The 15122-nt window shown below is 45.2% G+C and carries 13 protein-coding genes; 8 read left to right on the top strand and 5 right to left on the bottom strand.

Annotated features, from left to right (window positions below; translation table 11 throughout):
* Window positions 1–88: 88 nt before the first annotated feature.
* Both ACWQAU_RS07735 and ACWQAU_RS07740 read right to left on the bottom strand, forming a co-directional pair.
* The gene (locus ACWQAU_RS07735) at window positions 89–910 is read right to left on the bottom strand and encodes a helix-turn-helix domain-containing protein (RefSeq protein WP_011102002.1); all 822 of its coding nucleotides are present in this window, start codon (window positions 908–910) and stop codon (window positions 89–91) included.
* Between the two features lie 130 nt (window positions 911–1040).
* Window positions 1041–1355, bottom strand: a complete 315-nt coding sequence (locus ACWQAU_RS07740) for a hypothetical protein (RefSeq protein WP_003644899.1) — start codon at window positions 1353–1355, stop codon at window positions 1041–1043.
* A gap of 187 nt (window positions 1356–1542) precedes the next feature.
* On the opposite strand from ACWQAU_RS07740, the gene ACWQAU_RS07745 reads away from it, so the two are divergent.
* From ACWQAU_RS07745 to ACWQAU_RS07775, 7 genes are all read left to right on the top strand, one after another.
* Entirely contained in the window at window positions 1543–2379 is an 837-nt protein-coding gene (locus tag ACWQAU_RS07745) for a metallophosphoesterase family protein (RefSeq protein WP_003642262.1), read from the top strand.
* Between the two features lie 64 nt (window positions 2380–2443).
* On the top strand, window positions 2444–2806 hold the full coding sequence (locus tag ACWQAU_RS07750) for a hypothetical protein (protein ID WP_027821761.1): 363 nt from the start codon (window positions 2444–2446) through the stop codon (window positions 2804–2806).
* A gap of 212 nt (window positions 2807–3018) precedes the next feature.
* A complete protein-coding gene (locus tag ACWQAU_RS07755) occupies window positions 3019–6357 on the top strand; it encodes an alkaline phosphatase family protein (RefSeq protein ID WP_027821762.1) in 3339 nt (1112 codons plus the stop codon).
* 375 nt (window positions 6358–6732) lie between these two features.
* Entirely contained in the window at window positions 6733–8733 is a 2001-nt protein-coding gene (locus ACWQAU_RS07760) for an ABC transporter ATP-binding protein/permease (RefSeq protein WP_015380873.1), read from the top strand.
* A 982-nt stretch (window positions 8734–9715) separates the two neighbouring features.
* The gene (locus ACWQAU_RS07765) at window positions 9716–10282 is read left to right on the top strand and encodes a cadmium resistance transporter (RefSeq protein ID WP_003643355.1); all 567 of its coding nucleotides are present in this window, start codon (window positions 9716–9718) and stop codon (window positions 10280–10282) included.
* A 23-nt stretch (window positions 10283–10305) separates the two neighbouring features.
* Window positions 10306–10620 (top strand): ArsR/SmtB family transcription factor, encoded by a 315-nt coding sequence (locus ACWQAU_RS07770; RefSeq protein ID WP_003643354.1) that lies wholly within the window; start codon window positions 10306–10308, stop codon window positions 10618–10620.
* 15 nt (window positions 10621–10635) lie between these two features.
* Window positions 10636–11316 carry a TVP38/TMEM64 family protein gene (locus ACWQAU_RS07775; RefSeq protein WP_003642256.1) on the top strand — a complete coding sequence of 227 codons (681 nt, stop codon included), beginning with the start codon at window positions 10636–10638 and terminating at the stop codon, window positions 11314–11316.
* Window positions 11317–11394: 78 nt separating this feature from the next.
* On the opposite strand, the gene ACWQAU_RS07780 is transcribed toward ACWQAU_RS07775, so the two are convergent.
* The 3 genes from ACWQAU_RS07780 to ACWQAU_RS07790 all read right to left on the bottom strand — a co-directional run bounded on the left by ACWQAU_RS07780 (window position 11395) and on the right by ACWQAU_RS07790 (window position 13813).
* Entirely contained in the window at window positions 11395–11667 is a 273-nt protein-coding gene (locus tag ACWQAU_RS07780; protein WP_003642255.1) for a hypothetical protein, read from the bottom strand.
* Window positions 11668–11789: 122 nt separating this feature from the next.
* The gene (locus ACWQAU_RS07785; protein ID WP_003642254.1) at window positions 11790–12221 is read right to left on the bottom strand and encodes a universal stress protein; all 432 of its coding nucleotides are present in this window, start codon (window positions 12219–12221) and stop codon (window positions 11790–11792) included.
* Window positions 12221–13813, bottom strand: a complete 1593-nt coding sequence (locus ACWQAU_RS07790; protein ID WP_027821763.1) for an Nramp family divalent metal transporter — start codon at window positions 13811–13813, stop codon at window positions 12221–12223. Before ACWQAU_RS07790 ends, ACWQAU_RS07785 begins: the two co-directional genes overlap by 1 nt.
* Window positions 13814–14142: 329 nt before the next feature.
* Between ACWQAU_RS07790 and ACWQAU_RS07795 the strand changes: the two genes are divergently transcribed.
* A complete protein-coding gene (locus tag ACWQAU_RS07795) occupies window positions 14143–14814 on the top strand; it encodes a helix-turn-helix domain-containing protein (RefSeq protein ID WP_003642252.1) in 672 nt (223 codons plus the stop codon).
* Window positions 14815–15122: the final 308 nt, after the last annotated feature.

The following is a 15122-nucleotide window of genomic DNA, read 5'->3' on the forward strand; positions in this document are numbered from 1 at the left end:
GTTTCTCGTCCCATTTGCTTATACAGAGGCTAGTTATGTCACAGCCTCTTCGTGTTCAGTTGATTTTTGATTGGCGGTTGCAAGCAATTCAATCTGCCGCAGAATGAGCCTGTCCTTGTCCACAAGCCATCAGTTCAGCTTGGTAGGCATCATTGATGCGATTGAGTGCTTGGTGAAATTCCGTGATAACTTTGTTCATTTGGCGCTGATACTTTTCATCCAACGAATAACCGTTTTGAACTTGAGTTTTAGGCCCCGTTGTTTGATTCAAGTACGCCTTTAAGTCATCGTCTGGCTGTAACTTTTCGTATAAATCGACATTGTCTAGTAAGCGGACGATCCGGTTGTATTTACCCGTAAAGGTCCGCCGAATAATCTGTATTCGGTGACGAAAGACATAGCAACCGGCCTGAATGACGGCTTGAGGTTCTGGATAGGTTGTCGTTTGTTGGTAGTGTTGGACGATTTCAGGAACAATCTGCCGAATCGCATTATTGATAGTCGGTGTAATTAAGGCCGCCGCGATTTTAGTTGGGTCGGATACGCCCTGTTCAGTCTGTGAGGCCGAACTGAACAAGTCACTAGAAAGAATGTTCGGATTGGTCGTAGTTAGGTCCACATATTCCCATAGTAGGACATTGAATTCTGAATGATTGAGACCACCATTTTGAAAGACAGCGGTGACATATTCAGTCAAACTACCGTATAAAAGGTAATTAGTGGATACGTCAAAGTATGCAGCTACTTTAGCGAGTCGGTCCGCGTTAGCTAGCGTACGTCCCTTTTCCCAGTCATTAATTGTGCTTTTTCCAGCCAAGCCAATCGCAGATGCAAGTTTGGCCATACTTAAACCAGCGGCAATTCGAAGTTGGTGAATACGATTACCAACTTGTTGTTTATCAATCTGCAATTTGATTTCCCCCCTGATTGGTTCTTAGTATATTCTAACATAGGGAGGGAAGCGCTCGCATTGTTAACACTGAATATATTAGCACTTTCGATGATTGGCGTGGTAACGACAGATAAGTAGTATCAAGTGCTTAGTGATACTTATGAATAATTGTCATAAAAGCGGTGCTATTATTTACCGGCCAGCCGTCTAGTTGGATTTCATAAGGTTGTTCCGTACCAGGATAAATATGACCGGGAATCGCAACCTTTTGCCGGTGGTCGTGAATGATCAGGAAAAACATCGCAGGTCGACAAAGGATGGTCACGTGTGCGGCCAGGCAGTCGCTAAGCGTGGCTGCTAAATGCTGGCGAATGGTCGTTAGTCCCGCAGCCCCTTCATTAATAACGATCGACCAATCGAATGCCAAGTCTGAATAGGCGGCTAATGGTGTTAATTGTTGCATGTTGAATGCCTCCTCCAAGGTATTAATTAGACTAAATATTACTATTAGCATACATGCAAATAGTTGTGATGACGACCATCTGCGCTTGTTATGGCCAATTAATAAGCTGGCTTAACAGAGATCATGCGACAAGTGTAAATTGCCAGCGTATACTAGAAGTATTATGTGCAAAAGGAAGTGTCGAGAAATGCAACACCGGATTGCTGTGCTGGCAGATATTCATGGAAACTTGACGGCGCTTAATGCTGTGTTGGCGGATGCGCGTCAGCAAGCCGCGACGGATTATTGGTTCCTCGGTGATCTATTCTTACCCGGCCCGGGTGCCGAAAAGCTCTACCAGACCTTAGCGGACACTGCGCCGTCAGTATGGTTGCAAGGTAATTGGGAACAGGGGATTAATGCGGTCATGACTGGAAACGGGCGACTGGATGATCCTTCACAGATTTATTTTGCACGATTGACCGCGTATCTGGTGACCCATCTGAGCAAATCACATTACGCTGAATTAGTGCAACGGCCCATTGCGACAACGATGGTCGTGAACGGGTTAACTTTTCAACTGGCCCATAATCAGCCGGAACGCTCGACTGGTCACGACCTGTATCCGGATGAACGCCAGTCTAATTTTGATCACCTAGCTGGTGATGCGGATGTGGCCGTTTACGGCCATACCCACCAACAAATTATGCGGGTGAGTCAGCGGGGCCAGCTCATTATTAATCCCGGGGCGACAGGCCAACCTTATAGTCCATACGCTAAGTTCATGGCTGATCAGCGTGCTCACTATGCAATCTTAACGGTGGATGACGCGGGTCGAATCAGTGTGGATTTTCGAAAAGTTGATTATGATATTAGCCTTGAGTTGACCGTTGCGCGTGAACAACAATTACCATATTTAGACTTATATGAACATCTTCGCCGGACTGGTTTTACGAGTACCCATGACCAAGCCTTATTGGGCAAACTGAACGCTAAGTTTAATTACGCTAATGAGGTACGACGATTTTTTGGCATGCAAGCGTGATAGTTAGTGGTAAGTTAGTGAGTTAACTCTTATAATGATTGAACAGGATACGAGGAGGGTTTTCATGAACTTTGCACCATCAGAATGGTTTGGCTTTAACAAGCGAGCTAGACATGATATGACGTTTACTAAGACTATCAATGGCGAGACCAGTACCAAGCAAGTGTACGGGCACTTTAACGTGTGGGCCCTGTTGTTCACGTGGTTTTATGCGCTGTTCAGTGTGCGGTGTCGAACCTCGTTTTTCTTACTGAAAACGGCGGTGCCATTCTTAGGCATGCTGTCGTTAAATATGGTGACGCAGCTGTTTTTTAGTGACCAAGTTGTCATGAGTATCGGGTTACTAGGCGATATTTGGTATGGTTTTATGTTTGAGACGTGGTTTAGAAATCAGCTGGTTGCAAATGGCTATCAACAAACGGCTTAGTGCGACAGGAATAGATTAGCTTATCAGGCTTCCCAGCAAGACGTGGGGAGCTTTTTTGATTGGGGTCGTTGACAAGTTTCTGGCTGGTAAAGTATCGCAACATAAATAATATCGTTTCTTTACAAACATCTGACTAAACACTTTACATTCCTTAACTATTCTTAAAAGTGCAGTTTGTTTTACGATAAAAAAGATGGAGTGATAATTTTATAATGATAAAGCCGCGTGTTTTAACGACCTTATTAGTTTGTTCAGCAATCTTAACAACGACGGTGACCCCGGCCGTCGCTGCAGTAACCCCGATGGCGACTCCGAGTGAGCAAGTTGCCGAACCAGTTGCCAGCCCGGCAGTTCCAACAGCAACCTTGAGTTTGGCAGTTCAAAATCAACAATTGGTTGATTTAATTGGGCAGACGCAGTGGCAAAACTATGGGCAGCCTGCCGTGACGAAGGACCCTGAATTTAACGACCAAGTGTTGAACTTGGATGGCAAATCAGCGTTTTACACGACCTTCACGGATCAGCAGTTTGCAAAGTTACAGAATGGGATGGCGATCGAGGCGTACTTTAAATATGATCCAGCCGCCGATGCCAATGGTGAACATGAGATCTTTTCTAGCCAACAGGGTGGTGGTTTAGGACTTGGGGTGCAAAACAATCAAGTCGTTTTCTTCGCCCATGATGGTTCCGGCTATAAGACTCCTAAAGGCACCTTACATAAGGGGCAGTGGGTGCATGCGGTTGGTGTGATCGATAAGAATAAGACGGCTAGCTTGTATTTGGATGGCCAGTTAGTCCAACAAGTGGCTATGCCCGGTGATTTAAAGCTGGCACAAGGAACCAAAGACTTTGTGCTGGGTGGTGACGCGGTTCCTGGAAGTCACGTTCAGTCAATGATGACCGGTCAAATTAGACAGGCCCGCTTGTACGATCAGACATTGACGTCCCAACAAGTAAGTCAATTGAACGTTGAAGCACAGGTCGGCAAGCAGCCGGTCGCACCCGTACCAGTCGACCAAACGATTGCGACGAAGCTCGTTGGCCCGAAGCGAATTGCGAGTGGGCACATTTATGGTCTTAATGTACACGCCCGGCAAATTAAAGCTACCGGTGCCGCCCCAATCACCATGGATGTCGTGTATGATGCGGCTAAGTTTGACTATGTCGGTGCAGAACGTCTCTTACAAGGGGGAAAGACGCAGATCCAACTGATTGCGCCTGGCCGTATTCGCCTGACTACGACGGCGAACCTTTCAAAAGCTGAATTTAAAATGTATGCGCAAACGCGGTTAGCGCACCTTAATTTGAAAGCTAAGGCCGCTGGTGAGACGCAGATCAAGTTTGAGCAGCTAACTAAAGATACAACCATTGAACTAGGGCCAGCCCAAACTGTTGAAATTCAAGGTAAGTACGCGCTAGATTACAACGGTGATGGGATTATTGGTGTTGGTGACGTGGCCCTGGCAAACGCAGCCGATAAAGTGGCAGCCGCCAAAGCAGCTGAAATCAAGCCTTATAAACACGTGGTCGTTTTAACGACTGATGGTGGTGGGAACCCCTGGGATCCGAAGGGAATGTACTATGCACAAGGTGCGGAGCAAGGAACTAAGACTCCCGTATGGACAACCAACCCAGAAATCATGAAGAAACGTCGGAATACGTATACGATGGACTTATTCAATAAGCAGTTTGCAATGAGTACGTCAGCGCGGGCCGTTTCACCAGCGATTTCGGCACAAAACTACATTTCCATGTTACATGGTCGGCCATGGGACACGCTACCTAAGGAATATCAAGGGACTAACGCGACCATGGGACAAGAATACTTTGCAGACTTTAACAAACCACAAGCAATGTTCCCATCAGTATTTAAGATGTTACAAGCCGATAATCCAACTCGGGGCGCTGCGGCTTTCTCAGAATGGGGACCAATCGTCAATAGCATCATTGAACCAGATGCCGCGGTGACTACTAAACAGTCAGCTTCGCTGAAATCCTTTGATGATGTGGCTAACTATATCGGCACGCCAGAATTTCAAAGTACTGGGTTAGTCTACATGCAAAGTGATTATATGGACGGTCAGGGACACGGTCACGGCTGGTACAATGACAATTACTGGGATAAGTACGCGCAATATGATGCGCTGTTCAAGCGAGTAATGGATAAGCTTGAAGCAACCGGTCACATTCATGATACGTTAGTCATTGCCAACGCTGATCATGGCGGTTCTGGCAAGAATCATGGTGGTTGGGATGAATATAACCGCAGTATTTTCATGGCGCTCGGTGGCGAAACGGTCGATAATGGCCGCCGTTTGCATGGTGGAAGCAATGCTGATATCAGTGCGCTCATCCTGAATGCTTTGCAAGTCCCACAGACACCACAGATGTTTGACAGTCAGGTCTTTGACTCATCGGCTTTTCTTAAGCAGACTGACCTATCGAAGAAGAAACGTTCAGTTGAAACGTTAAAGCTCAGTCGCAATGATCAGGAAGCAAAAGTTCAATTGACTCATAACCAAAACCGGCAACTGACGGCATTTGATCTGCAATTGGACTTAGCAGGTCGGGAAGTCGCTGACGTTAAGGTTCCAACCGGCGTGCAGATTTTACGGCAGACGGTCGCTAATGGTCAATTAAGATTAACAGTCAGTGCCAGCCAACCCGTGACTGACCTGGTGACGATTAAACTCGTACCAAGTAAGACGCGTGCGGCTAAGACCATCATGTTAAGTCAAGCAATGGCTGCCACTGCCGACGGTACAGAAGTGCTTGTGGATTTGGATAATGATAATCCACTGACGAGTACGGCTAAACCCGACGAAAACGGCAGCACGACGACTAAACCAGATGGCAATGGTACTGCGGTCAAGCCGGATGAAAATGGCAGCACGACAACTAAACCAGATAGCAATGGTACTGCCGTTAAACCGGATGAAAATGGTAGCACGACAACTAAACCAGATGGCAATGGTACTGCCGTTAAACCGGATGAAAATGGTAGCGCGACAACTAAACCAGATGGCAATGGTACTGCCGTTAAACCGGATGAAAATGGCAGCACGACAACTAAACCAGATGGTAACGGTACTGCCGTTAAACCGGATGAAAATGGTAGCAACACGACTAAACCAGGTGGCAATGGTACTACCGTTAAGCCGGACAAAAATGGTAGTAGCACAACTAAACCGAATGGCAACGGTACTGCTGTCAAACCCGACAAGCATGAAACTAGCACCACGGGGAGTGGGACAGTTAATACATCAGGTGCAGACAAAACGAGCACCAACGACAATGGCACTTCAATGACGGCCGGTACAGCTAGTTCGCATGCAAGTACAGTCACGGATCGGGTGACGAGTGGCACGGTATTGCCTGAAACTAGCTCGAGTGCAGCTACTAATCATGGCAGTCATTCGACAGGTCATCATGGTAGCGGCTGGTTACCACAGACAGGTGAAGCGGTGCAACGCTGGCTAGCAGTCGCCGGCGGTGTGTTCCTCATGCTGACTGGTGCAATCGCGGTTTGGTGGCGGAAGCGACGCGCCTAGGTAAATATAACTTGGCACGATAATTTTGGAAGTAAGCACGGATGAGGCAGTTTCTGGGAACGGTGTGTTTCTCGAAACTGCCTTTTGTGCACGCTGATCGACGGTGGTGATGTCGGTTGAAGTACCAGAGCGAACCAGGTTGTAATGTCACTCCTTAATAATTAATTTCAAATTATTTAGCCTAATAGTTAGTTTTTGTTGTTATAGTCTAACTAAAGTGCTATGATAAGATTCAATAAAAATAAGGTATAAGATTTTTTCCACAGTTGTTTTTTTGGTAAACTTAATGACTAATAGTCACAGTTAAAGCCCTTGATATAAATAAAGGGGAGTTGGCACACGATATTGACGTACAGTAAGGTAGGGTGAGCGAGGATGAGCTACTTAGAATTAAAAGATATTCACAAGGCCTATTATTTAGGCAAGGAAGCTTTCCCAGTCTTGAATGGGATTAATCTAACTTTTGAACGAGGTGAATTCGTCGCGATTTTAGGGGAATCTGGCGGTGGTAAGTCAACGTTGATGAATATCATTGGTGGCTTGGATCGGCAATTTCAGGGACAAGTGTTATTGCAAGGAACCGCGTTAGATCATCACCAAGAGAAACAGATGGATCAGTATCGGCGTGAAACAGTCGGTTATATTTATCAATCATATAATTTGATCAACCATCTGTCCGTGTTAGACAATGTCCTGATCTCGTTAGATATGACCAAGTTAAATCGGTCAGAACGTGAGCAACGAGCTAAGCAACTGTTAACTCAGGTGGGGTTAGCGGATCAAATTAAAAAGTACCCGAACCAATTATCTGGTGGCCAGAAGCAGCGAGTTGCGATTGCCCGGGCTTTAGCGAGTGATCCGCAGATTATTATCGCGGATGAACCGACTGGCGCATTGGATTCTGAAAATACCACGGAAGTTTTGAAAATTTTGGATCAGATTGCGGCGGAAGGTCGGCTTGTAATTTGTGTGACACATTCGCAGGATGTTGCGAATGCGGGTACTCGAATCGTGCGCTTAGCTGATGGTAAAATCACGGATGACGAGCGGGTGAAACCCGCTTATCCGGTCGATGAAAATCGCCAACAGATTGCGGCACGTAAGTTACCGTGGTATGTGCCACTGAACACGGCGTTTAAACATCTACGCTATACTTGGACTTGGAACTTGATTATTATCATTGGGACAGCGATTGGTTTATTCGCAGTGATGTTGTTTAACGGGTTAGGTAATGGCCTCAAGGGGTATATTAATCAGGAAATCAATGATATGGTCAATCCCCGTGTCGTGACAGTGAGTCGGTATCAAAAATCGAGTCAAAGTCAGCGAGGCGGCAGCCAAGAAGGTAACCAGCAGGCAGCTGCCATGGGGGCGAGTGTGGCGACGACCAATCAGCCAACGTTCAGTACGGCCCAACTGAGTAAACTGAAAAAAGTTGCGCATGTTCAGACCGTTCAGCCAATTTTGAGTGCAAGCAACGCGACAATTACAGTTGGTAATAAAGACTACACCGCTTCATCGTTAACAACGTGGACGGCTTCTAACCGGAAGTCGATTATTAAAGCTGGTCACGTGGCTGGTAAGAATGAAATCGTCGTCGATAAGAGTAGTGTGGCGAAGAAATGGTCATCTAAGAATTGGAAGCAATTGGTCGGTAAGAAAGTGACTGTGGCTTTTCAGACAACGAATAAGAGTGGTAAAAGTGTCACGGTTAAACGGCAATTAACGGTTGCTGGGATCACGGACAGCACGACTGGAAGTGGTGTGAACGCCGTGACCTACGCCACTATGAAAGATATGCGGTCAGCAAAGAATTTAAGTACGCAGCCAACTTCAGTTGCGGTGAAAGTTGATTCGCGGGAGCATAATGATGCTGTAACCAAGCAGATTAATAAGCTAAAGATTGATGGCAAACGGGTTTACCGTGCCACCAGTATTGCCAGCATGCTTGATACGGTCAATACGTATGTTAACTTAGCAACCACGATTTTGGCGGCAATCGCTGGAATTTCCCTACTAGTCTCAGCGTTAATGATCATCGTGACCATGTTCATGTCGGTCAGTGCCCGGAAGAAAGAAATCGGAATCTTACGTGCGCTGGGTGAAAGTCGCCGTGATATTCGGCGATTGTTCACGAGTGAATCATTGATCATTGGGGTCATCAGTGCACTACTAGCTACTGGAATTGCTTATGGTATTGGAGCTGCCTTGAATAAGGTCCTCTACCAAATCGCCAGCTACAATATGATTGAGATTCAGGTAAGTAATATTATCTCGACCTTTATCATTGCCCTGGTGATTGCTTTATTAGCAGCCATCTTACCAGCTTGGCGCGCCGCTCGGTTGAATCCAATCGATGCCCTCGCCGCTGATTAAGTAATTGTGAGTCATTAACTAAAATAGTCTGTTAGTAAAACGGTAATGAAGCCCAGAACGGGATTCATTACCGTTTTTTGTGCGTGGGGCCTTTGATGCTAATTTGCTTTACATATGTCGAAATTGACATATAATGAAGACAACTAAATAGAACACACATTGCGCGAGCCAATTTGTCATGAATCGTGATTAAAATGTGCAAAGTTTTTAAGTTCAAAAGCAGCCAGCTATGGACCGCTGGGAAAGTTCGACTCAGCGTAAACTTGCTTAGTTAGTTCGTCCTACACCGACCTCCAGGCATTTCTGCCAATTGCCGGAACGTGGTGGGCACAGATTTGAGCCGAAAAACCACGTCTCAAATACTGGCCTTTCACTAACCAAGCACAGGACGCTTGCTAAGTGAAATTTCACCACTGGGCATTGTCAGAAACACCTTCCAGTCGGGATAGCGTTCGAATGGCTGATAGGGATGTACTCAACTTTTGCTGGATTTGTCGTTGTTTTTCATAAACGGTAGTTTTCTCAATCAACTGTCAGATTGAAAAAGTCTTGTGATAACTCACTGTTTCTAAATTACCGTAGTAATAATTGAATATTTCGAAAAAGTGGAGAAGGCACTCTGATATTTAACTGAAAGGGTTCAGTATCAAAATAGCCAACGACAAATTGTACCGAGTTCAGTGGCTGTTCATCAGCCATTCGAGTGGCTTCCCGACTGGAGGGGCTGGGTGACAATGCTCAGTAGCCAAATTATTCTTAGCTGGAAGTGGGTTGCTTCCGGCTTAGAATAAGACTCGTATTTGAGATGACGCGGGTTATGCGTTAGCTCAAATCGACGTCGGCTGCGTTCCAGCAATTGTCACCCAGCCCCGGAGGTCGGATTAGGACGCGCACCGGCTGACGAACAACAATCTAAACTTGGCACGTTTTAATCACAGTTGATGCTAAATACTAGCATAACGCGTAAAGAAGAGTGGGTGAAATGATGCATTATGGGGTTTTAGCGTTAACGTTTTTGAGTGTCAATTTGGATTTTTTCTTGATGTTGGTTTTTTTATTGAAAAAGTATCGGTTGTGGCAGGTCTTGTTGGGCTATTTATTGGGCAATCTTATTCTACTAACGGCAAGCTTCTTTGTGGGTAAAGCACTGACCTTATTTTTGCCAGAATGGTTATTAGGATTCTTGGGTGTGCTGCCGATTTGGCTTGCGTTTCACGACGATGATGATGATACCGCCGATCGGGCTGGTGGGTCGCCGGTGATTAACGTACTAGTCACTTATTTGGCCGTATGTGCTGGTTGTAATTTATCGATCTTTTTACCTGTGCTCGTTGGGGAAAGCATGGTACACTTTGTGATGACTTTAGGATTTATTGGTATATTGACGATGCTTGTCGTGCTTATCATTAACCAGGTGGCGGAAATCAAGGCTGTTCAAAAGCAAATAGCGGCTCATGGTGAACGGTTGATGAAAATTTGTTACGTGGTGATTGGCTTATATGTTTTCTGGGATAGTGGGCTAATTAGCCATTTAATCGCATTCCTATGATTGGTGAGAACGGAGGAACTGGCATGGAGGTCAGCGGGCCACTATTAACTGAGGCGGCTAAAATATACAAAGTACTGAGTAATGTTAATCGGATTAAAATCCTAATTTTTTTAGAACACCATGAAGCGGACGTCACGCAAATCGTTGAACATGTTCATTTGGCGCAGCCATTAGTCTCGCATCAGTTAGCAATTTTGTTTCAGTATCAGTTGGTATCTAAAACGAAGCGGGGGAAGCATGTCTACTATTGTCTAGACGATCCCCATATTTTGGAAATGGTTGATGCCATGATTGGACATGTGGCTCATGAAATTAAACATGAACCGCATCATGATTAATGACGGGAGGAAGTTGTGAAGGTTAAGATAACGAAACGACAGCTTATCAGTGGGGCAGTACTGCTAGCATTACTATTAATTGGACTGTTGATCTATCGCTACCATGGTACTTGGGAGATCATTCAGCATCGGGTATTTGATCAATCAGCACTGGTGGCCCAAGTTCGACGACACCGCGCGATTGATATTTTATTAGTAGTTCCCTTATTGATTTGCTTTTCAATTATTCCAGGTGCCCCCGTGGCGACGATCAGTGTCGTTGCTGGCATCTGTTTCGGCAAAGGGCTTGGGGCAGTGTTAAATATTATTGGCATTACGCTGGGCAACTTGATTGCACAACGCTTTTTCGGACGGGTAACGGCTCGACGTGATCAACAGCCGTCAAAACTCGTGACGGCCATTGGTAAGATGCGGCACCCCTTATTAGGAATCGTGATTGGGTATACGATACCGTTTATTCCAACGTCATTAGTTAGTTTAGCGGCCATTGAAACGGCGGTGACACCCCGGCAGCTAGCCGCAGCAACGCTACTGGGCAGCATGCCCACGGCGATTATCTATGCTTGGGGTGGCGATGAACTGATTAAAGCGCACTTCAAGAATGCGTTGATGTTGGTTGGACTCTTGGTGCTCTTATTGGGATTGTTGTGGTTGATCCACCATGATCGTCAACGAGCAGTTGATTTGGATCATTAATAATTGAAATTATAAGCGGCGGGCACGCCTTCTTAATCATTGACTAAGAGGGTGTGCCCGCCGCTTTGCCCGTAGCCGTTATGATGCAACTGGCTGGGTATGCTTGAATTGATTGATTTGAGTTGTGGTTAGTGTAACTGTCTTATATGGTAAGAAATGTTCAGACAGTTCTGAGCCTGGATCGGCCTGAAAGATCTCGACCGTGTCGTCAGCTAAGTCTAGCTGATAGACACGCCGCGCATGCGGGCTGTCAACATAAATAGCGGTAGCGGTGAAGGGCCGCCAGGTAAAATTAGTCGCCGGTAATAAGTGCCATTGTTCTAATGCGTCGTAGGTTTCGTTTGGTGTCATAATCGAATCCCCCTTCAGTGACTATTATAGTATGTTTAGGCTAATAGTCAAATAATGTTTGACGAACCTAAAACCCCCGTTTCCACATTGAAAACGGGGGTTTTGAGGTTATTTTAATTGATTTAACGAATAACTAAAACTGAAATCGGTGCGTATTTTGCCATATAAGCAGCTTGGCTACCAAAGTGTTTGGCAATCCCCTTTTTGGCTAGGGAGCCAATAATGAGTAAGTCCGGTTGAACGTGGGGGATGACTTCCTTAACGATGGTCTCGCCAGGTTCGCCTTCCGCAATCATTGCGTGGACTTTGGTGACACCAGCAGCTTGGGCTTGCTTTTGATATTTCAAAATATGCTGTTCAAGTTCTTGGCGTTCACCATGAATGTAGTCTTTACTGAGCGCTTGATAGACGTTCATTTCATCATTTTCAAGAATCGAGATAATGACCAGTTCGGCACCATCTTGCTTCGCTTGATGGATTGCATAGTCAAAAGCAAGTAAAGCATCGGCAGAATCATCAACACCAACGAGAATCCGGTTGAATTTAGTCGCCATTATTTGTTGGCCTCCTTTGCTGCTGCAGCAAGTTGCTGTTCAACGTAACGTTTGTTACCGCGTTGTAGGTCGAAGACGGTCCAGACAAGTAGGGCTAAGATAGCGGCAATCAAAAGGTAGGCTAGAATTTTAGAAAAAGTCTGTTCGCCAGCTGAAGGATTATCGCCAAAGAAGCCTAAGATTGAATCTGGTAGACCGAGTAAGTTTAAGAAAGTCAAACCGATGACGGATAACCAACCTAAACCTTTGATCCAAAGTGAGTTTTTGAATCGTTTGCCCATTTCTGCCGCGCTGTCAGTCATCATTAATAGTGGCAACATGGAGAATGGAAGGGCGAAAGCCAGAAAGACTTGTGAGTTATTCATCAGATTATTCAATGCAGTATGCTCGTCGATTGCACTCTTACCACTAGTTAATAGCACGCAAATGAGGACGGGAATAACGGAGATCAACCGGGTCACTAACCGCCGTAACCAGAGTGGCATCCGCATGTGGACGAACCCTTCCATGATGACTTGCCCAGTTAACGTACCGGTAATTGTGGAGTTTTGCCCAGAAGCCAGTAACGCGATGGCGAAGAGGGCTGAGAGCGCCCCAGATTTAGCAACACTGATTAAAATACCATTGCTTAACATTGATGTATTGGATAATGCTTCATAAAGACCGAAGAATGAAGGATCTTTAACAGCGCCACTCTTAAAGACGGCAACGCCCATAATCAATAATAGTGAATTAACCACGAAAGCGAATGAAAGTTGGATATTGGAATCCCAAGCAGCGAATTTAACGGTCCGCGCGACATTTTCCTCATCGTTGTGGTCAATCTTCCGCGTTTGTGAGATGGCTGAATGTAAGTACAAATTGTGTGGCATGACGGTGGCACCGATAATCCCTAAAGCACCAGAAAGTGGCGTCATACCGTTTACTGAACGACTTGTCGAGAAAGTGTCAGCGGTTGGGACTAGGCCCTTGATCACACCGCCCCAATCAGGGTTGGACAGTGCGACTTGATAAACGAATACGAATAAGATAACTAAAATCAAACAAACCACGATGGCTTCGATTTTCCGAAAACCGATTTTGGTCAATAATAGCAAAACTAAAACGTCAAGCACGGTAATAAACACCGCAATGACTAACGGAATGTTGAATAATAAATAGAGGGCAATCGCAGCACCGATAACTTCGGCAATGTCGGTCGCCATGATGGCTAATTCGGTTAAAATCCACAAGACGATTCCGAGTGATTTACTCGTCCGCGCCCGAATCGCTTGGGCCAGATCCATCTGACTCACGATACCAAGTTTAGCCGCCATGTATTGTAGTAGCATCGCAATCAAACTTGATATCAAGATGACAGACATTAGCATGTATTGGTAGTTTTGACCACCGGTGATGGAAGTTGACCAGTTACCGGGATCCATGTAACCTACCGCAACTAAGGCACCAGGACCTGAATACGCAAAGAGGGTTTTCCAGAAGTTCAGATTCTTGGGAACCTCGATGGTACCGTTAATTTCCTCTAGTGAGGGGCCGTTAGCATATTCAATCAATTTATGCTTCCGGTTTGGGGTGTTCGTCTTTTCGCTCAATTAAAAGACCACCTTTCTATATCTCTAAATCTTTGAGCCGTTGTCATTGTACAATAAATAAAAGTAAATGGAAATACTTTTTTAGGTATGCCTACAAAATAATTAAAACAGTTTGATATAAAACATTCTAATTGATAATAATATTTTTAACTTACTAAGCAGTCAACCAAGCAGACTAAAACGCTATGACGGAAATCATTGTCGTAGCGTTTTGGTTCGCGATTCTCAAAAAATACAACACGCGCAAATCGCCGGCTTCATCGACTTGCTTAGAAACTTATCTTGCCGAACAATCACCCGTCGCGTACGATGTGCTTGGAGGTGTGAAAATGAATTTTTCAGATAATTTAAAAATTATTCGGCAACAAAAGAAGATGACTCAAACTGACATCGCGACACAATTACACGTTTCACGACAGACGATTTCAAGCTGGGAGAATGGTCGAAGCTATCCAGATATTGGCATGTTGGTGCAAATTAGTATGGCGTATGATTTTTCAGTCGATCAACTATTGAAGGGAGATTTAGGGATGTTAAAACACTACGAGGCTCAGTCGGCAAATAATCGGCGGCAGCAGCGCTTGGTGGCAATCAGTTATGACTTAGTCGTTGGCCTACTATTTTTAAGCTATTTGCACTATTTTTTGCATTGGAACGACGGCATCGTGACGATGGTCATTAATGGTGGGTTGATTGTGATGACCACGACGTTGATTATGAATTATAATTATTTTGATGATTGGGCAACCACTAAACGCCAGGCGTGGCAATTAGTGGGGGTTATTACGATGTTGGCGGTTTTAAATATCGCGTTGGTGTGGCCACAACTAGCTAGTCAGATCCCATCAACCCAGTTCTTAAATCAACATGCTGGTGCATATTTAGCGGGGAATGTGAGCGGAAAATTAGTTGGTGACTTCTTGCATCTCTTTATTTGGACAGCGGCGGCCGTGATGGCGATTGAAATTCCGCTCAATCGGGCGAGAAAGACTTCAGATTAGGTGTTCAGGTTGTGGATGGTGTTATTAAGTGCTGCGACCACTATTTAGTAGCGATCGAGTCACGCTCAACGGTCATTTTGGCACCTATGATAATGATGAGTTATCGGCTACGGCAAGCCGTTTTTAATTCATGATTGTCGCAGATTTTGGTTATTCGTTGATGTGCAACGGCCCCATGATGATGCCAACTAGCTGCAGAATTAGCTGATGCGGACAGTTAAAGCTGGTTGGCGTTTTGTGTATGTGAATTATTGGGGTAAAACTGAATAGTTGCCATCGCCAATAGTTAACTGCTGTGCTAAGATTAA

This window comes from Lactiplantibacillus sp. 3062 (assembly GCF_055413545.1).